This is a genomic window from Enterobacter cloacae complex sp. P29RS (assembly GCF_014893445.1).
GTDB lineage: Bacteria > Pseudomonadota > Gammaproteobacteria > Enterobacterales > Enterobacteriaceae > Enterobacter > Enterobacter intestinihominis.
The window spans coordinates 69,366-92,827 of record NZ_JADBPZ010000006.1; the positions used below are offsets into that span (position 1 = coordinate 69,366).

A 23,462-nucleotide genomic window follows, 5' to 3' on the forward strand; every position below is an offset into this window, starting at 1 on the left:
TTTCGCCCTCTTCATCTTGACGGGAGAGGGCGTCAGTATTCCCAGCGATACTTCTGCATATCTATCTGTCCCGTCCCGGACACCTGTACCCCTTCTGAGAGTAATGCCTGACGCTGGCGCTGCAAGTCTGGCCCGGTGAGGGAAATGGCGCCATGGCGATTAACGACCCGGTGCCATGGTAACGTACTTCCCTCCGGAAGCCTTCTTAGCACGCCGCCAACCTGACGCGCTGCGCGCGGAGAGCCCGCCAGTCGGGCGACTTCCCCATAGGTCGTGACACAGCCTTCCGGAATCGAGGCCACGATTTGCCACACTCGCTGTGGGAAAGAGTCGTGTTCGTCCATTGTTTCTCCAGCGGGAAATCAGCGAAGGGTAATGTTATACGAAGATAAAGAAGATTGTCGGGTCAGTTTGCGCAATAATCCAGCATCCAGTTGCCAGCGGCTTGCAATTGAGGTGCTCCACAGGGATAATGCGCCAGCGCGTTGGTTATCAACGCTCTCAATGGGGGCTCTGTTGGTTCTCCCGCAACGCTACTCTGTTCACCAGGTCAGGTCCGGAAGGAAGCAGCCAGGGCAGACGACGTGGGTGCCGGGATGTAGCTGGCAGGGCCCCCACCCATTTGTGTTCTTCTCTGAAGTTTCCCCCTATATAAACCTTCTCAATTATGTGCCTATTTTGTTCGTGCAATATATCCTTCATTGAACTGAAGTAATAATGTCATAAACCTGTAATAATAGACTGTCATTTTATTATCGGGCGTCTTTTTGTTGTCATAAGTAAAAAAATATATATCTGGATAACAAACTTATCTTCGTGTATTAAATTAAACACGTGTTCCGAAAGGATGTGACAATCATGGTAACTGCGGTTTTAAACGTTAAAATTGATGAAGCGCTAAAAGAAAGACTCCGCCACTATGCGGAAGACAATAATGAGAATTTAAGCGTGACCACAGAGAAACTGCTGCTGCTGGCATTTGAAGCAGTAGAAGAGGCGGGAGTATCGGAAGAGGATGTTGATAATCAGCATATGGAAGAAGAGAGCGTAAATCCATTTACTCCTAAAGAAATCAAAGCACTACGTAAACTTCTGAAGAAGAGAAAATGAAACAACAACTATCGACTGCCAGCGATTACAAAGAGGCCTGCAATCTGTTACGTTCGGGCTATGTGAAACATGTTCGACTTGGCTGGAATGTAGGAAGTGATGAGTTCTTTCGAATTGCGTCTGACTGGTGTGATACCGGTGCAAAAATAAAGAAAGAAGGTGAAAATTTCATTATTTCGCTGAAAGGCTTCCCGATTCCTCCTCAACATTAAGTTGTTCTTCATGAAAACAGCTGACTGCATGCGTTACAGTCAGCTGTTTTTATTGTTTCTGGCGAATAATTTACACCAGGCTCCGTTTTACTGGCGGTGTACTTTTATTCAAGGCAAGCCACAGCGGTTTGATACGCAGTAATGCCTCTTCAAGTTCTGGCGAATTGAGTGAGAAGGGCATACGCAGGTAGCGGTCAAACGCGCCTGAAAGCCCAAAGCGCGTGCCGGTGCCCATAATGATGCCTGTCGTTTCCGCACGTGCCGCCAGTTGAGTCGCCAGCATGCCGGGTAGTTCAATCCAGTATGAAAGTCCTCCCTCCGCTTCCTGAAACCGCCATTCGGGGAAATGCTCCCGTAACATCTGGCCGCAGCGGTCACGCCGTTCTGCCAGCATTTGCCGCCGGGCAGGCAGGAAGGTTTCACTGTTTTCGATAAGCCACAGCGTGGCCAGCTGTTCCAGCACCGGAGAGCCCAGATCCAGCGTATCGCGCGTCTGTGCGAGCGTGGCGATAGTGCGGGACGAGGCGCGGATCCAGCCGAGACGAAGCCCACCCCAGAAGCTTTTGCCTGCGGAACCCAGCGTAATCACCGCGGCCTCCGGGTTAAAGGCGGCCAGCGGCGGCGGCGGGGGAGCATCGAACCAGAGATCGACCATGGTTTCATCCACCACCAGCGTGGTGCGGGTTTGCGCGGCGATGTCGGTTATGGTCTGACGCGTCGCGGCATCCATGCAGCGCCCGGTCGGATTATGAAAATCCGGCATTAGATAGGCCAGACGCGGGGCTGTCTGGGCAAGCGTTGCGGCAAAACCATCGGTATCCCAGCCCGTTTCTGGCAGCGAGACGCCCACGGGCCGGCATTGCGCCCCCTGAATCGCGGCTATCGCCAGCGGGTAGGTGGGATGATCCACCACCACGCGATCCCCGGGCCCGGTCATCATTCTTAAGATCAGGGCGAAGCCGCTGACGGCACCGTTCACCACCATCACTTCGTCTGCCCGGGTGGGCAGACCGCGTGCAGTGTAGCGGGAGGCGATAGCTTCACGCAGCGCTGGAAGCCCAAGCTGATCGTACCCGGTCAGCGCCAGATTCGGCGTAATGGTCGTCAGCGCGTGGGTGTAGGCCTGATGGATCTCTGGCCCTGCGTTGAGCGCGGCGGTTGAGAGATCCAGCGCCGCGCTGGCAGTGGAAAGCGTGGGCACGGCCCGGCTGTCTGGCAGGATCGCCCGGGAACCGCTGCCGTGACGGCTCTCCAGAAAACCCTCTTCACGCAGATGCGCCAGCGCGCTGCTGATGGTGGTGCGGCTGACGTCCAGTGCGGCGGCCAGTTCCCGCTCTCCGGGCAGGCGCGTGTTTAGCGCCAGCCTGCCATCCAGAATTAACAGGCGTAACGCGTCAGCCAGCTGGCGCCACCGCGGGGTGCGGGAAGAGGTTTGTTGCCAGTGCCCTAACAGGCGAACCAGAGACTGGCTTCCAAAACGACGTGATGACATGTGCAGTCCACTATTTGAAAACTGGACATTAATCATAGTGCCATTTTCAGCGAAGATGGAAGCTGGTTCTTCGGAGAAGTGAAAATGGTGCGTCGTCTGGTACAACTTTATGTCGGTTTAGCCCTTTACGGACTTTCAACCGCGATGTTTATTCGTTCGGATCTGGGTGTTGATCCCTGGAATGTTTTTCACCTTGGCGTCGCCATCCAGGCCGGAATGAGCATCGGCACGGTGATGATTTTAACCGGGGCTGCGGTGCTGCTGCTATGGATCCCGCTGCGTCAGCTTCCGGGGCTGGGTACGGTCAGTAACGTGATTTGTATTGGCCTGGCGGCAGATGCGTCAATGGCATTGATCCCGGAACTCACCTCGCTGCCCGTGCGCATCACCCTGCTGGTTTCCGGCATTGTGGTTAACGCCCTTGCCACCGGAATGTATATCGGCGCGGGTTTTGGCGCAGGCCCGCGCGACGGTCTGATGACCGGCATACACGCCCGGCTGGGCTGGTCGATCCGCAGCGTGCGTACCGCAATCGAGGTGACCGTGTTGATCGTCGGCTATCTCCTCGGGGGAGCGTTTGGCGTCGGAACCGTGCTATATGCGTTAACCATCGGCCCGCTGATCCAGCTTTGTTTGCCGTGGTTTCGCCAGAGACCGCGCATGCAGAAAGCTGCGCAGCCGGAGCGGATTGCTTAATTTTGCGAAGCGCTCACAGGCTATAATGGCGTAACTGTGTCAGAATAGTGACTACCTTTTACGACGCCAGAATCTATGAAAGCGATCACTCTTTATGACGTTGCCCGCGTAGCGGGCGTTTCTTATCAGACCGTTTCCCGGGTGATTAACGACGCGGAACACGTTTCTGCCCGTACGCGGGAAAAGGTCCGACAGGCCATGGCGGCGCTACACTATGTACCTAACCGTGGCGCGCAGCAGCTGGCCGGAAAACGCACCCGCACGCTGGGGCTGATGACCAGCGATCTGGCGCTGCATGCGCCGTCGCAAATCGCCTCAGCTGTAAAATCCCGGGCAGTGGAGCAGGGGGCTGGCGTGCTCATCTCTATGGTGGAGCAGCCCGCGCAGTGTCAGGCTGCTTTGCAGGAGTTACTGGCGCAGCGCGTGGAGGCGCTGCTGGTGAACGTTCCGCTGGAAGATGCTCAGGCAGAAATGCTTCAGGAAATGGCCTCGCCGACCCCGGTTCTTTTTCTTGATGTTTCCCCCACAGCTCGGGTTAACAGCCTCGTTTTCAATGCTGAACAGGGCGCTGGCCTGGGGGCGGAGCATCTGCTTTCGCTGGGGCACCGGCGAATTGCGCTGCTCGCCGGGCCGGAAAGTTCTGTCTCTGCCCGGGCTCGCCTGGCGGGATGGAAAACTACGCTGGCTCAGGCTGGCGTGGAGGCGTTTGCGGTGGCGCAGGGCGACTGGAGCGCGGCTTCAGGCTACGAGAAAGGGCATCAGCTCCTGGCGGGCGCACAGCTGCCGGAGGCGATCCTTGTGGCGAACGATCAGATGGCGCTTGGCGTTTTACGCGCCTGTGCGGAAAAAGGCGTTGCGGTACCGGGGCAGATCTCGGTTGTCGGGTTTGATGATACGGCTGACAGCGCGTGGTTTTCCCCTCCGCTGACCACCGTTCGGCAGGCGTTCCGCGAGGCCGGTGAACGCAGCGTGGAGTGGCTCCTGGCAACAGCCCGTCACGCCGAACCCTGGCAACAACAACTTCCCGTTACGTTGATCGTTCGTCATTCCACCGCGCCGCGCGCCGTACAACAGGCCGATCGTGAAGAGCTGGCGCAACAGCTAAGAACGCTGGCGCTGCTGGCGGAGAAACTGGCGCGCAGCTAGCGCTTTTGTGATCGTGCTCGCCTGGTGACGATCAAAGTCTTTACCGCCACCGTTTACCATGGCATGTTGACTAAAATTGTGAGCGCTTCGCAAAGAGGTTGATATGTCTTCCACATTGCCGCTGACCCTCAGCGCAATTCTGGCTCGTCGTGACTGGGAAAACCCGGGCGTGACGCAGTGGAATCGTCTGGCCGCACACGCGCCTTTTCATAGCTGGCGCGATGAAACCCTCGCCCGGGAGGATAAGCCTTCGCTGAGCAAGCGTCTGCTTAACGGCATCTGGCGATTCAGCTTTTTCCCGGCACCAGAGCAGGTGCCCGAGGCATGGGTAACGGACGATCTGTCTGATGCCGTTGAGATGCCCGTGCCGTCGAACTGGCAGATGGAGGGATTTGATACCCCCATCTACACCAACGTCACCTACCCGATAAATGTGAACCCGCCCTATGTTCCGGCTGAAAACCCAACCGGTTGTTACTCGCTCACATTTGAGATGGATGGTGCCTGGCTGCTCAGCGGGCAAACCCGCATTATCTTTGATGGGGTGAATTCAGCTTTTCATCTGTGGTGTAACGGCCAGTGGATGGGCTATTCCCAGGACAGCCGTCTGCCTGCGGAGTTCGACCTCAGCGCGGTGCTGCGACCGGGGCAGAACCGCCTGGCGGTGATGGTGTTACGCTGGTGCGACGGAAGCTACCTGGAAGATCAGGACATGTGGCGGATGAGCGGCATTTTCCGTGACGTCTCGCTGCTGCACAAGCCGGAAACGCGAATTGCCGATTATCAGATCGTGACCGATCTGAATGCCGAATGCGATCGGGCGATACTCCGGGTTGACGTTGCGCTGGAAGGCACACGCTACGCCGAATGCGAGGTGGCGTTTACCCTGTGGCGTAGCGGCGAAGCCTGCGCGCGAACCACGCAGCAGCCCGGATCGGCCATCGTGGACGAACGCGGCAGTTGGGCTGAACGGCTTACGGTGGCGATACCCGTGAACGCTCCCGCGCTGTGGAGCGCTGAAACACCGGAATGCTATCGGCTGACAATGTCGCTTCGGGATGCGCAGGGTAACGTGCTGGAAACTGAAGCCTGCGATGTCGGTTTCAGACGCGTCGAAATCAGCAACGGCCTGCTGAAGCTTAACGGCAAACCGCTGCTGATCCGCGGCGTGAACCGTCACGAACATCATCCTGAGAAGGGGCAGGTGATGGATGAGGCGACCATGCGCCGCGACATCGAACTGATGAAGCAGCATAACTTCAACGCCGTGCGCTGCTCGCATTATCCGAACCATCCTCTGTGGTACACGCTTTGCGATCGCTACGGCCTGTACGTGGTCGATGAGGCGAATATTGAAACCCATGGCATGGTACCGATGAGCCGTCTGGCGGACGATCCGCGCTGGCTGCCTGCCATGAGCGAACGCGTAACGCGTATGGTGCAGCGGGACCGGAATCATCCGTCCATCATCATCTGGTCCCTGGGGAATGAGTCCGGGCATGGGGCGAATCACGATGCGCTGTACCGCTGGCTGAAAACCACCGATCCCACGCGGCCGGTGCAGTACGAAGGCGGAGGGGCCAGTACGGCGGCAACCGATATTATTTGCCCGATGTATGCCCGCGTCGATCAGGATCAGCCGTTCCCGGCGGTGCCAAAGTGGTCGATTAAAAAGTGGATTGGTATGCCGGACGAAACCCGTCCGCTGATCCTGTGCGAGTATGCCCACGCGATGGGTAACAGCTTTGGCGGCTTTGCCAGCTACTGGCAGGCATTCCGCAGCCATCCCCGGTTGCAGGGCGGCTTTGTCTGGGACTGGGTCGATCAGGCGCTGACGAAAAAAGCGGAAGACGGCACGGCATTCTGGGCCTACGGCGGCGATTTTGGCGATAAGCCCAACGATCGTCAGTTCTGCCTCAACGGGCTGGTGTTTCCCGATCGCACCCCGCATCCCGCCCTTTACGAGGCACAGCGTGCCCAGCAGTTCTTTACCTTTACGCTGGTGAGCACCGCTCCGCTGGTCGTCGATATCCAGAGCGATTATCTGTTCCGTCATACTGACAACGAGAGTCTGCGATGGTCGGTGGCGCGTGACGGTGTGGTGTTGGCTTCCGGCGAAATAACCCTTTCTGTTGCGCCCCAGGGGACACAGCGCGTGGAGATCCCGCAGACTGAATTCGGCGCTGAACCGGGCGAGGTCTGGCTCAACGTGGAGATCGTTCAGCCGCAGGCCACGCCGTGGTCGCCGTCCGGCCACCGTTGTGCCTGGGATCAGTGGCCGCTCCCGGCTCCGCTGTACCTTACGCCACCGAAAGCAGACGGAACCCCACCACAGTTAACGGTGCAGGAAGAGGTGCTGGACATCACTCATCAGCAGCAGCGCTGGCAGTTTAGCCGTCTCACCGGCAACCTGACCCAGTGGTGGAACGCGGGCGCTGAAACGCTCCGTTCCCCGCTAACGGATAACTTTACCCGGGCGCCGCTGGATAATGACATTGGCGTCAGCGAGGCGACCCGCATCGATCCGAACGCGTGGGTGGAACGCTGGAAAGCGGCAGGGATGTATGAGATATCCTCGCGCCTTATCCAGTGTGAAGCGGAACAGCATGCCCGTGAGGTGGTGGTGACCACGCAGCACGTCTGGGAGCATCAGGGTAAAGCGCTGTTTATCAGCTACAAGGTCTGGCGGATTGATGACCACGGGTTACTGCACGGTGATGTGCAGGTGACGGTGGCGTCTGACATTCCTGAACCCGCTCGCGTGGGCCTGAGCGTTATGCTGGCGGATATCCCGCAAACGGTGCGCTGGCTGGGGCTGGGCCCGCTGGAGAATTATCCGGACAGAAAACTGGCGGCGCAGCAGGGGCGCTGGGCGTTACCGCTGGACGCCATGCAGACGCCGTATATCTTCCCGACGGAGAACGGTTTACGCTGCGACACCCGTGAGCTGACGTTTGGCTCACATCACTTCCAGGGACAGTTCCATTTCTCCCTGAGCCGTTACAGCCAGCAGCAACTGCATACGACAACGCATCACCATTTGCTACGGGAAGAGGATGGCTGCTGGTTGAATCTTGATGCGTTCCACATGGGCGTGGGGGGGGACGACTCATGGAGCCCGAGCGTAGCACCCGCCTTCATTCTGCAAAACCGTCGGCTGCGCTACACGTTTAGCTGGCAGCAGAACGGCTGAGCCGAAACGTGCGGCCACTGTCGTGGCCGCACGTAACACCGCGTAATGGGTTTATTTCCTGAGGTTGTGCTCGGCCCAGCGAATGAAATCTTCTTTAGGCAGCGCCTTGCTGAAATACCAGCCCTGTCCGTACTGCACGCCGTGGCGATGCAACCATTCGAGCTGCCCTTCAGTTTCAATGCCTTCTGCGACCATCGCCAGCTTAAGCGATTTGGCCATTTCGATGATGTGGGGAGTCACGTTCTTATACTCCAGCGCGTCCACAAAGGATTTATCAATCTTCAGGGTATCGACATCAAGATCCTGCAAATAGCTCAGGCTGGAGTAACCCGTACCAAAATCATCAATGTAGATGGCATGCCCGGAGCGCCGAAACGCAGCGATGGCAGGGGCGCTGACGGCAGGATCGGCAAAGCCGCGCTCGGTCAATTCAAGGGCGATCTGGCGCGGGTGGACGCCCCATTTGTTGAGCAATTGACTCAGCAGGCGAGGCAGCTCGGGGGACGTTAAATCGGCTGGCGCAAGGTTGACAGAAATGTGCAGTTCCGGGTGATGATGCAGCCAGGCACCTAAATCCTCAAACACCTTATTCACCACCAGCTGTGTCAGCGTTGAAATAAGCCCCGTCTGCTCCGCCAGGGGAACAAAGAGATTAGGCGACAGGTCACTGCCATCTGGCTGCGGCCAGCGCATCAGCGCTTCTGCACCCACCAGTTTTCCACTGCATAGCGCCACAATGGGCTGATAGTAAACCTCGATCTCCCGGTTGTTGATCGCGTCGATCAGCCGGTTACGCGGGGAAAGCAAACGGCGGAGGATGCGAAGCACAATAAGGGCTGCAACCAGGCTTATCAGTATGCCTGCCGGTAGCCAGATGATCAGCTGCTGATGCCAGGATGCCGCGAGCGGTTTTAACGATGCCCAGGCAATAACCGTAAGCCCCAGTTCTGGCACCGGTTTCAACACGTACATCGAGCCGTTGTATTGCACGCGCTTAACGTCCTGCTGCTCCTTAACGACAGAAAGAATATACGGGTCGAGAATATTGCTTCTGGCAAATATCCGATGGGTTTCGCTTCCCACCAGGGCGGCATCCATCGAAATGTCACCGAACGGGACAACATCCACAAGCGACGCCGGATCGACCATTACCAGATAATGTCCTTTCCCCAGAACGGCCATATAACGGTGAATGCCGAGGTCGTTTTGCGAGGTGAGCCACGCGCTATATCCGTCTGCGGTGATCCGCATCGGGGGCGGTAAGATCGCCGTATTACTGGATTGTTCCAGAGAGGAGCAGAGCGGCTTCAGGTTATCGATATACATCACTTCCTGAATATAGCGCCATGAGAACGCGACACGACGCATTTCGCGTAAGTGCGGAGGAGTGCAGGGCGGGGCGTTGAACAACTGTAGGTGCGTGAGCGCCTGTTTTGCCTGCGCAACGACTCTGTCGGTACGGATCAGGACGCGCGAGGCATATCTGTCCAGTGCATCCACAAATTTCGCCTCTGCCTGACGATGCGCCAGCCAGATACTGAGGCACACAGGGACCAGCACAGAGAAGATCAGTACGCCTGTCACCAGGCTGACCAGATGTCGGGTTCGCATGCTGCTGTATCCTTTCCATATGCCCGACCAGGGCATGGAGTTTGCGCGCCAGATGAAAAATTTTTTATCGCTAAATGATATAGTTATAGCATGTAACAGTCTCTCGCAGTATTTGAAAACCTTTCAAAAACAGGCTGTGCGTCACAGGGGTTGTTTTTGCAGCAAAGCTCAGATAGTATTTTGTTATGTTATAACAATACATGAAGGCCAGAGATGAAACCGAATATCCATCCAACCTATCGCACCGTTGTGTTTCACGACACCACGGCTAATGAATATTTTAAAGTTGGCTCAACGATTAAGACAGACCGTGAAATTGAACTTGAGGGGAAAACGTATCCCTACGTTACTCTTGATGTCTCCTCTAAATCACATCCGTTTTATACCGGGAAGCAGAAGACCTTCTCGACGGATGGCAGCGCGGCACGCTTCCGCAAGCGTTTTGGTGGCTTTCTTGATGCGAAGCGAGGCTAATCATGCAGGTGCTTAACTCATTGCGCAGTGCAAAACAGCGTCACCCGGATTGCCAGATAGTCAAACGCAAGGGACGCTTATACGTGATTTGCAAATCTAACCCGCGCTTTAAGGCGGTGCAGGGGCGTAAAAAAAGACGCTAGAGGCGCGTTTCTCGCCAGCTTTCCAGGGATCTTTTCTGTTTGCCATCGACGGTAAAATTGTCGGTGGCAAGCCAGCTTTCAAACGCGCTCGCCAGCGCTGACCACTCTTTGTCGAGAATTGAAAACCAGTCGGTGTCCCGGTTTCGGCCTTTAATGACCAGCGCCTGGCGAAAACGCCCTTCAAACTGAAACCCAAGACGCAGGGCCGCTTTGCGGGAGGGTTCGTTCAGGCTGTTGCACTTCCATTCATAACGTCGGTAGCCCAGGGTATCGAACACGTACCGCATCAGCAGATACTGCGCTTCTGTCGACATGGGCGTGCGGCTTAACAGTGACGAGAAGTGAACATGTCCCACTTCTACAACGCCGTTTTTAGGATCGATCCGCATAAGGGACAGCGTCCCGGCAGGAGATTGGGTCTGGTTATCGATAACGCTAAAGTGGATGGGATCGGATAATTTGCTCACGCTCGCCACCCATTCGGCAAACTCCTCTGCGGTGGCATCGGGTTCACGCAGCAGCCACGTCCAGCTTCGGGTATCTCCGGCCAGGGAATACGCAGAGAACAACGCGTGGGCATGCTCCACGCGCAGCGGCTCAAGCCGACAATAGCGACCCTGAAGTACCACCCGGGACGGGTGCGGGCGAGGCTGCCAGTCGGTAAGGCTTTCCCCTACAGGTTGTCCAAACTCATTGAATATACTCATCTTTATTTCCACGATGTTGAAAAGATCTCCAGATTAGTGAATTACTGGTTCCTTAAAAAGAACCACCAGGCTATGTTTTGCTGGTACCACGAGGAGGTAAAGATGAATATACCGGGTGATGAGCTATACACCCTGCTCCATGCTGCGCTGAAAAAACGTGGGGAAGAAACGCTCCAGCGCGCGCTCTACCTTGCTTTGCGGGAGGCCATACTGTGCGGAAGGCTTCGGTCCGGCAGTCATTTGCCCGGCTCGCGAACGCTGGCGCAGCAGATCTCGGTGTCCCGAAACACCGTTAATGCGGCGCTGGACCAGCTCACGCTCGAAGGTTATTTGCTGCGTAGCCGCCAGGGTACGCGGGTGGGGCAATTCGCGCATCGTACGATTGCCCGGACATTACCGGACCCGGACGTCAGGCTGACAAAACGTGTTGCCCTGCTGCCCGCGCCTGTGCCGCGCGACACTCCGGTGATGGCATTTACGCCAGGAACGCCTGCCATCAACTATTTCCCCTTGCCGCTGTGGCGGCGGTTATACGATCGCGTCCTGCGCGAGGAGGGGAGCGCCCTGTTAGGGTATGGCGACCCGGCCGGCGAGCCGACGCTACGGGCCGCCATTGCCCGCCATCTTGCGCTCTCCCGCGGCATTGACTGCGATGCCAGCCAGATTGTGATAACCGAAGGGGCACTGGAGGGCGTCAATCTGTGCACGATGCTGTTAAGCGAGCCGGGGGATGTCGCCTGGGTTGAAAATCCCGGCTATAGCGGTGCTAAAAGCGCTTTCGTCAAAACCGGCCTGGCGATGAGCGGCATACCGGTTGATGACGAGGGGATGTGCTGGGAAGGGTTGTGTGCGCCTTCACCCACGCTGATTTTTACCTCGCCATCGCATCAGTTCCCTTACGGAAGCGTGCTCAGCGCGCGGCGGCGTCTGGCGCTGCTGGAACTGGCCCGGCAGCACAGCGCGTGGATCATTGAGGACGATTACGACAGCGAATTCCGTTATGCCGGTGAGCCCGTACCGGCGATGCTGGGAATGGTCAACAATGCGCCCGTTGTGTATCTGGGGACGTTCAGCAAAACGCTGTTTCCGTCGCTCAGAATGGGGTTCATGGTATTACCGCCAGCGCTGGCGAAGGCGGCGCGTCCGGCCATTGGCTCGCTGCTGCGCGGCGGACATCGCGCTGAACAGCGCACCCTGGCGCTATTTATTGAGGAAGGCCACTATGCGCGACATCTTGCCGCCATGCGCCGACTTTATCGTAAGCGATACCGCCAGCTGCGGGAGGTGCTAAGCGCAGAGCTTCATACGCCGCACCGTGTTCTTGCCGGAGAAGGAGGGATGCACCTGGCGCTGGCAATTGACGGTATCGACGACCAGCGGCTGGTGGAGCAGGCAAGAGCGTTTCAGCTGGCACCCGCTGCACTGAGCGGGTACTACCTTGAGACGACGCAGGGGCAAACCGGTCTGGTTTTAGGTTACGGCAATACCTCTGCTTCGCAGTTTGCGCCGGGTATTCGACGTCTTCAGGCGCTCATTACACAGCAGCGGGGCGGGAAAGGGTAAAGACATCATAAAAAGAGAGCTGGCCCTTGGTGAGGACCATTTTCTGCAACTTCTCTTTTTGCCCGGCTTCGACAGCCGGCGAGTGCAGGATGCTGTCGATCAGCTCCTTCGGCACGTAACGCGTGTTGTACCACTCCCCGTTGTAGCAGACGCGGAAATCGAGTACGTCGATATCTTCATACCGGTAACGCGGATTGACGTCGAAAAAGAAAAACGCGTTAAACACCACGAACAGCACAACCAGCAGCCAGACGGAATCGACCAGCGTTTCAGACTTCAGCATGACGATAAGCGTTGCCAGCCAGGCGGCGTACATGGCGACGAACAATCCGGGATGATTGCGAATAAAGCTGATGCTAAAGCGCGGACGATTGTCGCGCTTTTCGCGGGTATTGAGCTCGTCGATGGTGGCGGTAAGCAGGCGCTGTATCTCTGTCATTTTTTGCCTTTATGATTGTTAAAAATACAGGTGATCTGCCTATTTTATGAGAGGGGTTTATGCGATGAAAGTAACAGTTATGCCAGGAAAAAGCATAACAGTTACTCAGGATGCGCTTAGATCATTTTAATGATTTTCGCCGGATTCCCGCCCACTACCGCATTGGCCGGCACGTCTTTGGTCACTACCGCGCCGGAAGCGATAACCGCATTATCGCCAATGGTCACGCCAGGATTAATCACCGCGCGTCCGCCGATCCAGACGTTATGGCCTATGGTGACCGATTTACCGTACTCCAGCCCGCTGTTACGTTCGGTCGCGTCCAGAGGATGCGTGGCTGTATAAATGTGCACCCCCGGTGCGAGCATACAGTTATCGCCAATGCGGATAGGGCAGACGTCCAGCATGACGCAGTCGAAGTTGGCGTAAAAATTGTTGCCCAGATAGATGTTATAGCCGTAGTCGCAGCGGAAGCTCGGCTCAATATAAGCGCCTTCGCTTTGACCCAGCAGGTCAGCTAATAAGGCGCGACGTTCGGCCTTCTCATCGGGTGCGGTATGGTTATAGCGGTGAACAATATGACGAGCGCGTAAACGGTCAGCCCTCAGCGTGTCATCGCCGGGGCGATAATATTCACCGGCAATCATCTTCTGTTTTTCTTCACTCATGGGAACCTCTCTGGAATCGTTTTACGTAGCGTAAAGAGGATTAGCCAGAAAGGGAACGTTCCCTAAAAGTGACTGTGACAGGAGTCACAACATTCTTGCGTATAAATACGTTTTATACGGGGACCTGGCGTTTGCACTTGAAGCGTAATACGAAAGGTAAATTCAGCTTAACAACGGGCGTAGTGCCTTTAAGTCTCTCTTCAACGACTAACGAACAAATTTCCATACCGAAGAGGGGATCTTGTCATAGAGTTTATTCATGGTCAGTTCAGCAAGACGATGGTCGGCAGCTGAATAAAATACCGCCAGTTCATTATCAGACAGCTCGTATTTATTTTTCTCAATAACACGTTCGAGCGTGTCAATTGACTGACAGCGTCGCAGGCGCATCAAATAATCGACTTTAGTTAATGGTTTATCAGACATAAAATTCACCTTAGTATTTGTAATAATTTTAACAGGAAAGACTAACCGGATTAGCTCTGCTGACATTCGTGAAGCAGCGAAATAGACGGTTTCCTGATTTACGCCATTTCTGCAAATCCTGTGCGTTAATGCCGTAGCTGCTGAACAACATAAAGGTGTCGTCCAGGTATTCATCAATTTGCTCTATCAACTTATTATCTTCATTGTACTTAATTTTATAATTAAGTGCGAAGGTTGCGATATGCTCGATCAGCTCATTAAGCTGTAAATTGATAGCAGACGTTGGATCGTTCACCCAGCCATGGTTACTTTCTTCAAGATTGGCAAGGCAGTCATGGTACAAGGATTCGCAGAGAAATTTCAACTGCGCGATATCATGCCTTTTTGGCGAGTACTCGTCCATAGCGCATCCCCTTCTGAGTGATTTTTTACTCACCGAACATCATGTCGGGATGGATACAACTTGCTTAGCCACACGGGAGCTGTGTTCCTGATAACACTAACTATAAGCCACTCTGATCAGGATTTCACCGCGCTATTACGAAAAATTACAATTAAAACGTTTCCTTGCGAGCGCTTACGCAAATGTGACCTCAGACGCGAACACTTTTATCGAGAGAAACCCTTTTTTTAATCCGTTCCTTAAGATTCATTGAGTTAGCGCAATGTTTCATTTGAAGTCCGGATTCAGATGTCTTCGGCATTTACGATGATTTAGGATTTGTCCGAATATTTTAGGCGATGAATTGATATTAAAAGAATGCTGAATTCTACGATTAGCTTATCGGATTATTATGATAAGTCTTATCAGGACGGGTGAAAATAAATAAAACGACAATAAGACTATTTTATGAATTTTTCTGAAACTGAAAAAGGCCGCTAATGCGGCCTTTTTATCATGTGAAACCGGTATCAGTGATGTTCTACCGAATGATTGTGCTCCACATCTTCATTTTTGCGGCTAAAGCGGCGACGTACCACCACGAAGAACACCGGTACAAAGAAGATGGCGAGAACGGTCGCAGTGACCATACCACCCATTACACCGGTACCTACCGCGTTCTGTGCGCCGGAGCCTGCGCCTGAGCTGATAACCAGCGGCATAACGCCGAGGATAAACGCCAGGGACGTCATCAGGATTGGACGCAGACGCATACGAACGGCTTCAAGCGTTGCTTCAATCAGGCCTTTACCTTCTTTCTCCATCAGATCTTTGGCGAATTCGACGATAAGTATCGCGTTCTTCGCCGACAAGCCAATGGTTGTCAGCAGGCCCACCTGGAAGTAAACGTCGTTAGTCAGCCCACGGAAGGTTGCGGCAAGCAGCGCACCGATAACCCCCAGCGGAACCACGAGCATAACGGAGAACGGAATCGACCAGCTCTCATACAATGCCGCCAGACACAGGAACACCACAATCAGTGAAATGGCGTACAGGGCAGGGGCCTGGTTACCGGACAGACGTTCCTGATAGGACATACCGGTCCAGTCGTAGCCAATACCCGCAGGCAGTTTGCTGGCCAACTCTTCCATCAGGTTCATGGCTTCACCGGTGCTTCGGCCCGGCGCCGCCTGACCGAGGATCTCCATCGATGGCAAGCCGTTATAACGCTCCAGACGCGGCGAACCGTATTCCCAGCGCGAAGTTGAGAAGGCGGAGAACGGCACCATCTGGCCATCGCTGCCGCGAACGTACCAGTTGTTGATATCGTTCGGCAGCATACGGTATTGCGCTTCGGACATGACGTACACTTTCTTCACGCGACCACGGTCGATGAAGTCGTTGACGTAGCTGCCACCCCAGGCTGCACCCAGCGTGGTATTGATGTCACTGATGGACACACCCAGCGCCTGTGCTTTTTCCTGGTCGATATCGATCTTGTACTGCGGCGTATCTTCCAGACCGTTAGGACGCACGCCCACCAGCAGGTCAGGGTGTTTAGCCACCTCGCCAAATAGCTGGTTACGCGCCTGAGTCAGTTTTTCGTGGCCCAGACCGCCCTGGTCAATCAGCTGGAAGTCGAAGCCGGTCGCCGTACCCAGTTCAACAATCGCTGGCAGGTTAAAGGCGAAGACCATCGCATCTTTAATCTGTGAGAAGGTACCCATGGCCCGGTTGGTAATGGCTTCAACTTTGTTCTCATCACCCGGGCGTTCGGACCAGTCTTTCAGAGAAACGAAGGCAATACCGGTGTTCTGACCACGACCCGCGAAGCCAAAGCCGTTAACCGCAAACACGGATTCGACGTTGTCTTTCTCTTTGGTCAGGAAGTAGTCGGTCATCTCATCCAGCACTTTTTGCGTACGTTCTTGCGTCGCACCCGCCGGAAGCTGAGCCATGCTCAGGAACACGCCCTGGTCTTCATCTGGCAGGAACGAGCTTGGCAGTCGAACAAACAGGAAAGCCATGCCCACCACGATGATGATATAGAGCAGCAGATAACGACCGGTGCTGCGCAGGATGTTCCCCACGCTGTCGGTGTAGTGATGCGTACTCTTATCAAACATGCGGTTAAACCAGCCGAAGAACCCTTTGTGCTCGCCGTGGCCACCTTTCTTAATCGGCTTCAGCATGGTCGCACACAGGGCTGGCGTCAGGATCAGGGCTACCAGCACCGACAGCGCCATCGCGGAAACGATGGTAATAGAGAACTGACGGTAAATCGCACCGGTTGAACCCCCGAAGAAGGCCATCGGGATAAATACCGCAGACAGAACCATCGCGATACCGACCAGCGCGCCCTGGATCTGGCCCATTGATTTACGGGTTGCTTCCTTCGGCGGCAGGCCTTCTTCCGCCATCACACGCTCAACGTTTTCGACCACTACGATGGCGTCATCCACCAGCAGGCCGATGGCGAGCACCATCCCGAACATCGTCAGGGTGTTTATCGAATAGCCAAATATCGCCAGAACCGCGAAGGTGCCGAGCAGTACAACCGGCACGGCGATGGTTGGGATCAGCGTTGCGCGGAAGTTTTGCAGGAACAGGTACATTACCAGGAAGACGAGGATGATCGCCTCAACCAGGGTTTTTACCACTTCGTGAATCGAAATTTTAACGAACGGCGTGGTGTCATACGGGTAAACAATTTTCAGACCTGACGGGAAGAAAGGTTCCATCTTCTTCAGTTCTGCACGGATAGCCGTCGCGGTGTCCAGGGCGTTCGCCCCAGTCGCCAGTTTGATACCTAAACCGGAAGCCGGTTTACCGTTGAACTTCGCAATAACGTCGTAGTTCTCGCCACCCAGCTCCACTTTCGCCACGTCACGCAGGCGAACCTGCGAACCGTCCTGATTCACCTTCAGCAGAATTTTACTGAACTCATCCGCCGAGGTCAGACGCGTTTGCGCGATGATAGACGCATTAAGCTGCTGGCCTTTCACCGGCGGCGTGCCGCCTAACTGACCGGCTGCAACCTGGGCGTTTTGCGCTTTAATTGCGCTGATCACGTCAACCGGGGTCAGCTGGAAGTTGTTCAGCTTATTCGGATCCATCCAGATACGCATCGCGTACTGTGAACCGAACAGCTGAACGTCACCCACACCAGACGTACGGCTGATGGCGTCCTTCATGTTGGCGCCCACGTAGTCGGAAATATCTTCCTGCGTCATGGTGCCATCGGTGTTAATCACGCCGACAACCATCAGGAAGCTACTGGACGATTTCTCGACGCTCACACCCTGTTGTTGCACTTCCTGCGGCAGCAGGGGCATCGCCAGCTGCAGTTTGTTCTGCACCTGAACCTGCGCAATGTCCGCATCCGTACCGGATTCAAAGGTCAGGGTAATCTGAACTGTACCGGTTGAGTCACTGTTTGAGGACATGTACATCAGGTTATCGATACCGTTCATGTTCTGTTCGATAACCTGCGTAACGGTGTCCTGCACCGTTTTGGCATCAGCGCCCGGGTAGGTTGCGGAGATCGTCACTGCCGGCGGCGCAATCGTTGGATATTGCGCAACAGGCAGCTTCAGGATCGCAAGTCCCCCGGCCAGCATGATGATAATGGCGATCACCCACGCAAATATGGGGCGATCGATAAAGAAATTAGGCATGTCTTAACGGCTCCTGTTTAAGTTAAGACTTGGTTTGTTCTGACTGGCCAGCGGCCGATGCTTGTTGTTTGTCGTCAGATTTCACTTCCTGAGCTTTGACCTGCGCGCCAGGACGAACTTTTTGCAAACCAGTAATAATCACGCGATCGCCATCTTTCAGACCTTCCGTTACCAGCCACTTGTCGCCAATCGCCTGCGTTGCAGTGATATTGCGTGTTTCGACTTTGTTATCGGCACCCACAACCAGCGCGCTCGCATCGCCGCGTGGCGTACGGGTCACACCTTGCTGCGGAACCAGAATGGCGCTTGGGTTAGTCCCTTCTTCAAGACGGGCGCGTACGAACATACCCGGCAGCAGGGTTTTATCCGGATTCGGGAAAATAGCCCGGATGGTGATAGAGCCGGTGGTCTGATCGACGGTCACATCAGAAAATTCCAGTGTGCCTGTCTGTGAGAACTTGATACCGTCGTTGGTAACCAGTTCAACTTTGGCTTTACCGTTTTCCTGTTTCAGTTGTCCGCTGGCAAGCTCCTGTTTGAGACGCAGGAAATCGTTGCTGGACTGTGTAACGTCAACGTAGATCGGGTCAAGCTGCTGCACGGTGGCCAGCGCGTTGGTTTGACCGTTCTGCACCAGCGCACCTTCGGTGACGGCTGATTTACCAATGCGACCGCTGATAGGGGAGGTCACTTTGGTGTAGGCGAGGTTAATACGCGCGGTTTCTACCGCCGCTTTCGCCGCCACAACGGCTGCATTGGCTTGCTGTGCATCGGCCAGGGCAGAATCGTAATCCTGTTGGCTGATGTACTGCGTGCCGAGCAGTTTCTTGTAACGATTCAACGTCAGTTGCGAAATTTTGGCTGCCGCTTCTGCTTTCGCCAGATCGCCTTTAGCGCTCTCATAAGACGCCTGATAGGTTGCTGGATCAATCTGATAAAGAGACTCACCTGCTTTCACATCACCGCCTTCGGTGAAGTTACGTTTCAGGATGATACCGCTCACCTGCGGACGTACTTCTGCAATGCGATAGGCGCTGGTGCGGCCCGGTAGTTCTGTTGTCATCTGGAGAGGTTCGGATTTGAGCGTCACGACGCCAACTTCTGGCACCTGCTGAGCTCCTTGTTGAGCCTCTTTGTCGTCACATCCTGTAAGCGCTAAGCTGCCTGAGAGCATCAGAACGACCGCCAGAGGCGTTAACCCTCTGTTTTTGTTCATATGTAAACCTCGAGTGTCCGATTTCAAATTGATCAAGGGTCCTGAGTCTAAAAACCCATTGCTGCGTTTATATTATCGTCATGCTATGGTACATACATTCATAAATGTATGTAAATCTGACTCCTGTAAATTCATCAACGTATGGCACGAAAAACCAAACAACAAGCGCTGGAAACCCGACAACACATTCTGGATGTGGCAATGCGTTTGTTCTCACAGCAGGGTGTTTCGGCAACCTCGCTGGCGCAGATTGCTCAGGCCGCGGGCGTCACGCGGGGAGCGATTTACTGGCATTTTAAAGACAAGTCAGATCTGTTTGGTGAAATCTGGGAGCTTTCAGAGTCCAGCATCAGCGATCTTGAGAGTGAGTATCGGGCAAAATTCCCTCACGATCCACTCTCAGTATTAAGAGAAATATTAGTATATATCCTTGAAGCGACTGTTGTGGAAGAACGCCGACGTCTGATGATGGAAATCATCTTCCATAAATGTGAGTTTGTTGGCGAAATGGCGGTGGTTCAGCAGGCGCAGCGCGACCTGTGTCTGGAAAGCTACGATCGCATCGAGCAAGTTCTTAAGGAATGTATGCAGGCCGACATGCTTCCCGCTACGCTGTTAACGCGCCGGGCGGCGATCCTGATGCGCAGCTATATTTCCGGCCTGATGGAAAACTGGCTTTTCGCCCCGCAGTCGTTCGATCTGAAATCAGAGGCGCGCAGCTACGTCGCGATTTTCCTGGAGATGTGCCAGCTTTGCCCGACCCTCCGCAGCGAGGGAGCGCCGCTTACTGCCTGAATCTTTCCAGGAAATGTCTTAGAGGATTACCTTCCCGCTATTCTGCTTTAGCCGGGCGTGATATTCTTCACGCCCGACTATTTTCGGTCATTTCTCAGATCACATTCACGACTATGCTGCACACCTATCGCTCGACACATTCTGTTCTGGCCGTTTTTTTGATCCTGCTGTTTTTCTTTGCAGCCGCACCGCATTCCTGGGCCCGTGCAGACAACGGCAGTGACGTCCCGACGCGTGCCGAGGTTCAGTCGCAACTCGACACCCTGAATAAACAAAAAGATCTCTCCGCCCAGGAAAAGCTCGTTCAGCAGGACCTGACGGAAACCCTGGATACGCTGGATAAGATCGATCGCATCAAAGCCGAAACGGCCCAGTTGCGGCAGAAGGTCGCTCAGGCGCCGGAGAACATGCGTAAAGCAACGGAGGCCCTGAACGCGCTTAGCGACGTTGATAACGACGATGAAACCCGAAAAACGCTTGCCACGCTTTCGTTGCGCCAGCTCGAGTCGCGCGTGGCGCAGCTGCTGGACGATCTGCAAACGGCGCAGTCCGATCTCTCGACCTATAACAGCCAGCTGGTTTCGCTGCAAACCCAGCCTGAGCGCGTGCAGAACGCCATGTATTCTGCATCGCAACAGCTACAGCAGATACGTAACCGTCTGAATGGCATTACCGTGGGGGAAGGGGCGCTTCGACCGACCCAGCAAACGCTGCTGAACATCCAGCAGACGCTGCTGAACGCGGAGATTGAACAGCAGCGTAAGAGTCTGGAAGGCAACACGGTGTTGCAGGATGCGTTGCAAAAACAGCGTGACTACGTGAACGCGAATATCAACCGGCTCGAGCATCAGCTTCAGCTGTTGCAGGAGGCGGTGAACAGCAAGCGCCTGACGCTGACCGAAAAAACGGCGCAGGAAGCGGTCTCGCCAGACGAAACGGCGCGTATCCAGGCCAATCCGTTGGTGAAGCAGGAGCTGGAGATTAACCATCAGCTGAGCGAGCGCCTGATTCAGGCGACTGAAAGCGGCAGTGCGCTGGTGCAGCAGAATATTAAAGTCAAAAACTGGCTGGATCGCGCTTTGCAGGCTGAGCGCAATGTCAAAGAGCAGATTGCCGTCCTGAAGGGAAGCCTGCTGCTGTCGCGCATTCTTTACCAGCAGCAGCAGACGCTGCCGTCCGCCGACGAGCTGGAAGACATGACCAACCGCATTGCGGATTTGCGTCTTGAACAGTTTGACGTTAACCAGCAGCGCGATGCCCTGTTCCAGAGCGATACGTTTGTTGCCAAAGTGGAAGAAGGCCATTCAAGTGAAGTAAACGGTGAAGTTCACGACGCGCTGTTGCAGGTTGTGGATATGCGCCGCGAACTGCTCGATCAGCTTAATAAGCAGCTGGGCAACCAGCTGATGATGGCGATTAACCTGCAAATCAACCAGCAGCAGCTGGTGAGCGTGTCTAAAAGCCTCCAGGAGATCCTGACCCAGCAGATTTTCTGGGTGAACAGCAACAAACCCATGGACTGGGACTGGTTTAAATCTTTCCCTGAAACGCTGAAATCCCAGATCAAAAGCATGAAAATTACCGTGAACTGGGAGAAAGCCTGGCCTGCGGTAATGATTGCCTTCCTTGCGGGTCTGCCTTTGCTGCTCATCGCCGGAGTAATACGCTGGCGTTTGAAATGGCTGAAGCAGTACCAGGCGAAGCTGGCCTCGGAAGTGGGGCAACTGCGTAACGACAGCCAGCTGCACACCCCGAAAGCGATCCTGATCGATCTGATCCGTGCTCTGCCGGTCTGCCTGCTGATCCTCGCCGTCGGCCTGATCCTGTTGACCATGCAGCTCAATATCAGCGACCTGCTGTGGGCGTTCAGCAAAAAGCTGGCGCTGTTCTGGCTGGTGTTTGGTCTGTGCTGGAAAGTGCTGGAAAAAGATGGCGTCGCGGTCCGACACTTCAACATGCCGGAGAAACTCACCAGCCACTGGCGTCGCCAGATTGTACGTATCAGCCTCGCGCTGTTGCCGCTGCACTTCTGGTCCGTTGTGGCCGAGCTTTCGCCGCTGCATCTGATGGATGACGTGCTGGGACAGCTGGTAATTATGCTGAACCTGCTGCTGATAGCCGTCCTGATGTGGCCGATGTGCCGCGACAGCTGGCGGGATAAAGAGTCCCACAATCTTCGTCTGGTTACCGTAACGGTGCTGGCGATCATTCCGCTGGCGCTGATGGTGCTGACGGCAACGGGTTACTTCTATACCACGCTTCGTCTGTCAGGCCGCTGGATTGAAACCGTGTATCTGGTGATCCTGTGGAACCTGTTGTTCCAGACCGTGCTGCGCGGTTTGAGCGTGGCGGCGCGCCGCATTGCGTATCGTCGTGCTGTTGCCCGTCGGCAGCATCAGGTGAAAGAGGGGGCTGAAGGGGCTGAGCCGCAGGAAGAGCCGACCATTGCCCTGGAGCAGGTCAACCAGCAAACGATGCGTATTACCATGCTGGTGATGATTGCGTTGTTTGCGGTGATGTTCTGGGCCATCTGGTCTGATTTAATTACCGTCTTCGCCTACCTCGACAGTATCACCCTCTGGCAATACAACGGTACCGAAGCGGGCGCTGCGGTAATGAAAAGCGTCACCATGGGCAGCCTGCTCTTTGCGCTGGTGTCGTCGGTGGTGGCCTGGGCGTTGATCCGCAACCTGCCTGGTCTGCTGGAAGTGCTGGTGCTCTCAAGGCTGAACCTGCGTCAGGGGGCGTCGTATGCCATTACCACCATCCTGAACTACGTCATTATTATTGTCGGGGCGATGACGGTATTCGGCTCGCTGGGCGTCTCGTGGGATAAACTCCAGTGGCTGGCGGCGGCGCTGTCGGTAGGTCTGGGCTTCGGCTTGCAGGAGATCTTCGGTAACTTTGTTTCTGGCCTGATAATCCTGTTCGAACGTCCGGTGCGTATCGGCGATACCGTCACCATCGGCACCTTCTCCGGGACCGTCAGCAAGATCCGTATTCGTGCGACCACCATCACTGACTTCGATCGTAAAGAGGTGATCATCCCGAACAAAGCCTTCGTGACCGAGCGACTGATCAACTGGTCGCTTTCGGATACGACGACGCGCGTGGTGGTCCGACTCGGGGTGGCCTATGGTTCAGATCTGGATAAAGTGAAAGAGGTCCTGCTGGAAGCCGCGAAATCACATCCTAAAGTGATGCACGATCCTGCGCCTGACGTGTTCTTCACCACCTTCGGGCCAAGCACGCTGGATCATGAGCTGCGCCTGTACGTACGCGAACTACGCGATCGCAGCTACACTGTCGATGAGCTGAACCGCACCATTGACCGTCTGTGCCGTGAAAACAACATTAATATCGCCTTCAACCAGCTTGAAGTTCACCTGCGTAACGAGAAAGGTGACGAACATACGGAAGTGAAGCGCGAGATTAAGGGTGACGAAAACTCCGCCCCTCACCCTGCCCTCTCCCCAGAGGGGAGAGGGTAAAAAGCGAATCAGGGCAGATCT

Annotated in this window: 20 protein-coding genes and 1 other RNA gene; 11 read left to right on the top strand and 10 right to left on the bottom strand. The window is 55.1% G+C overall.

The genetic code is table 11. The annotated features are described in order from the left end of the window. Nucleotides 1-32: 32 nt before the first annotated feature. Nucleotides 33-344, bottom strand: a complete 312-nt coding sequence (locus tag IM282_RS06215; protein WP_022647260.1) for an MGMT family protein — start codon at nucleotides 342-344, stop codon at nucleotides 33-35. A 170-nt stretch (nucleotides 345-514) separates the two neighbouring features. Between IM282_RS06215 and ffs the strand changes: the two genes are divergently transcribed. The 3 genes from ffs (at nucleotide 515) to IM282_RS06230 (ending at nucleotide 1,322) form a co-directional block, all read left to right on the top strand. Next, nucleotides 515-611: signal recognition particle sRNA small type (gene ffs, locus IM282_RS06220), an RNA gene on the top strand. A gap of 247 nt (nucleotides 612-858) precedes the next feature. Continuing rightward, entirely contained in the window at nucleotides 859-1,110 is a 252-nt protein-coding gene (locus IM282_RS06225; protein ID WP_192970229.1) for a hypothetical protein, read from the top strand. Further along, nucleotides 1,107-1,322, top strand: coding sequence for a hypothetical protein (locus tag IM282_RS06230; protein ID WP_069596301.1), 216 nt, complete (start codon nucleotides 1,107-1,109; stop codon nucleotides 1,320-1,322). The genes IM282_RS06225 and IM282_RS06230 overlap by 4 nt, the downstream gene beginning before the upstream one ends. Nucleotides 1,323-1,392: 70 nt before the next feature. Here IM282_RS06230 and IM282_RS06235 read toward each other — a convergent pair whose 3' ends face one another. Continuing rightward, nucleotides 1,393-2,814 (bottom strand): PLP-dependent aminotransferase family protein, encoded by a 1,422-nt coding sequence (locus IM282_RS06235; protein WP_023299459.1) that lies wholly within the window; start codon nucleotides 2,812-2,814, stop codon nucleotides 1,393-1,395. 84 nt (nucleotides 2,815-2,898) lie between these two features. On the opposite strand from IM282_RS06235, the gene IM282_RS06240 reads away from it, so the two are divergent. The 3 genes from IM282_RS06240 (at nucleotide 2,899) to IM282_RS06250 (ending at nucleotide 7,849) form a co-directional block, all read left to right on the top strand. Beyond that, the gene (locus tag IM282_RS06240) at nucleotides 2,899-3,510 is read left to right on the top strand and encodes a YitT family protein (protein ID WP_022647263.1); all 612 of its coding nucleotides are present in this window, start codon (nucleotides 2,899-2,901) and stop codon (nucleotides 3,508-3,510) included. 75 nt (nucleotides 3,511-3,585) lie between these two features. Then, a complete protein-coding gene (locus IM282_RS06245; protein WP_022647264.1) occupies nucleotides 3,586-4,656 on the top strand; it encodes a LacI family DNA-binding transcriptional regulator in 1,071 nt (356 codons plus the stop codon). Between the two features lie 103 nt (nucleotides 4,657-4,759). Next, on the top strand, nucleotides 4,760-7,849 hold the full coding sequence (locus IM282_RS06250; RefSeq protein WP_192970230.1) for a beta-galactosidase: 3,090 nt from the start codon (nucleotides 4,760-4,762) through the stop codon (nucleotides 7,847-7,849). Nucleotides 7,850-7,900: 51 nt separating this feature from the next. Here the strand turns inward: IM282_RS06250 and IM282_RS06255 are convergent, their stop codons facing one another. Continuing rightward, on the bottom strand, nucleotides 7,901-9,460 hold the full coding sequence (locus tag IM282_RS06255) for an EAL domain-containing protein (RefSeq protein ID WP_063844024.1): 1,560 nt from the start codon (nucleotides 9,458-9,460) through the stop codon (nucleotides 7,901-7,903). Nucleotides 9,461-9,673: 213 nt separating this feature from the next. Here IM282_RS06255 and IM282_RS06260 point away from each other — a divergent pair, with 213 nt between their 5' ends. Together IM282_RS06260 and ykgO are read left to right on the top strand one after the other, a co-directional pair. Continuing rightward, nucleotides 9,674-9,934: a type B 50S ribosomal protein L31 gene (locus tag IM282_RS06260; RefSeq protein ID WP_015571255.1), complete on the top strand. Its 261-nt coding sequence runs from the start codon at nucleotides 9,674-9,676 to the stop codon at nucleotides 9,932-9,934. 2 nt (nucleotides 9,935-9,936) lie between these two features. Further along, nucleotides 9,937-10,077 (top strand): type B 50S ribosomal protein L36, encoded by a 141-nt coding sequence (ykgO, locus tag IM282_RS06265; RefSeq protein ID WP_003859006.1) that lies wholly within the window; start codon nucleotides 9,937-9,939, stop codon nucleotides 10,075-10,077. Here ykgO and IM282_RS06270 read toward each other — a convergent pair. Then, a complete protein-coding gene (locus IM282_RS06270; RefSeq protein WP_192970231.1) occupies nucleotides 10,074-10,784 on the bottom strand; it encodes a GNAT family N-acetyltransferase in 711 nt (236 codons plus the stop codon). The two genes, ykgO and IM282_RS06270, sit on opposite strands and share 4 nt — an antisense overlap. Before the next feature lie 102 nt (nucleotides 10,785-10,886). Between IM282_RS06270 and IM282_RS06275 the strand changes: the two genes are divergently transcribed. Continuing rightward, nucleotides 10,887-12,347 carry a PLP-dependent aminotransferase family protein gene (locus IM282_RS06275; protein ID WP_023299463.1) on the top strand — a complete coding sequence of 487 codons (1,461 nt, stop codon included), beginning with the start codon at nucleotides 10,887-10,889 and terminating at the stop codon, nucleotides 12,345-12,347. Here the strand turns inward: IM282_RS06275 and IM282_RS06280 are convergent. The 6 genes from IM282_RS06280 to acrA all read right to left on the bottom strand — a co-directional run bounded on the left by IM282_RS06280 (nucleotide 12,319) and on the right by acrA (nucleotide 19,155). Then, nucleotides 12,319-12,786 carry a YlaC family protein gene (locus tag IM282_RS06280; RefSeq protein ID WP_023305595.1) on the bottom strand — a complete coding sequence of 156 codons (468 nt, stop codon included), beginning with the start codon at nucleotides 12,784-12,786 and terminating at the stop codon, nucleotides 12,319-12,321. The two genes, IM282_RS06275 and IM282_RS06280, sit on opposite strands and share 29 nt — an antisense overlap. Before the next feature lie 116 nt (nucleotides 12,787-12,902). Further along, on the bottom strand, nucleotides 12,903-13,454 hold the full coding sequence (maa, locus tag IM282_RS06285; protein WP_022647270.1) for a maltose O-acetyltransferase: 552 nt from the start codon (nucleotides 13,452-13,454) through the stop codon (nucleotides 12,903-12,905). Between the two features lie 207 nt (nucleotides 13,455-13,661). Continuing rightward, nucleotides 13,662-13,880: an HHA domain-containing protein gene (locus tag IM282_RS06290; RefSeq protein WP_015571250.1), complete on the bottom strand. Its 219-nt coding sequence runs from the start codon at nucleotides 13,878-13,880 to the stop codon at nucleotides 13,662-13,664. 28 nt (nucleotides 13,881-13,908) lie between these two features. Continuing rightward, the gene (gene tomB / locus IM282_RS06295) at nucleotides 13,909-14,283 is read right to left on the bottom strand and encodes an Hha toxicity modulator TomB (RefSeq protein ID WP_006809850.1); all 375 of its coding nucleotides are present in this window, start codon (nucleotides 14,281-14,283) and stop codon (nucleotides 13,909-13,911) included. Nucleotides 14,284-14,792: 509 nt separating this feature from the next. Then, nucleotides 14,793-17,939, bottom strand: coding sequence for a multidrug efflux RND transporter permease subunit AcrB (gene acrB / locus IM282_RS06300; protein WP_023299464.1), 3,147 nt, complete (start codon nucleotides 17,937-17,939; stop codon nucleotides 14,793-14,795). Nucleotides 17,940-17,961: 22 nt separating this feature from the next. Then, complete coding sequence (gene acrA, locus IM282_RS06305) at nucleotides 17,962-19,155, bottom strand: multidrug efflux RND transporter periplasmic adaptor subunit AcrA (RefSeq protein WP_022647272.1); 1,194 nt, start codon at nucleotides 19,153-19,155, stop codon at nucleotides 17,962-17,964. A 141-nt stretch (nucleotides 19,156-19,296) separates the two neighbouring features. Between acrA and acrR the strand changes: the two genes are divergently transcribed. After that, nucleotides 19,297-19,950 carry a multidrug efflux transporter transcriptional repressor AcrR gene (gene acrR, locus IM282_RS06310; protein WP_032624732.1) on the top strand — a complete coding sequence of 218 codons (654 nt, stop codon included), beginning with the start codon at nucleotides 19,297-19,299 and terminating at the stop codon, nucleotides 19,948-19,950. 113 nt (nucleotides 19,951-20,063) lie between these two features. After that, complete coding sequence (gene mscK / locus IM282_RS06315) at nucleotides 20,064-23,441, top strand: mechanosensitive channel MscK (protein ID WP_023305598.1); 3,378 nt, start codon at nucleotides 20,064-20,066, stop codon at nucleotides 23,439-23,441. The last annotated feature ends 21 nt before the right edge of the window (nucleotides 23,442-23,462 follow it).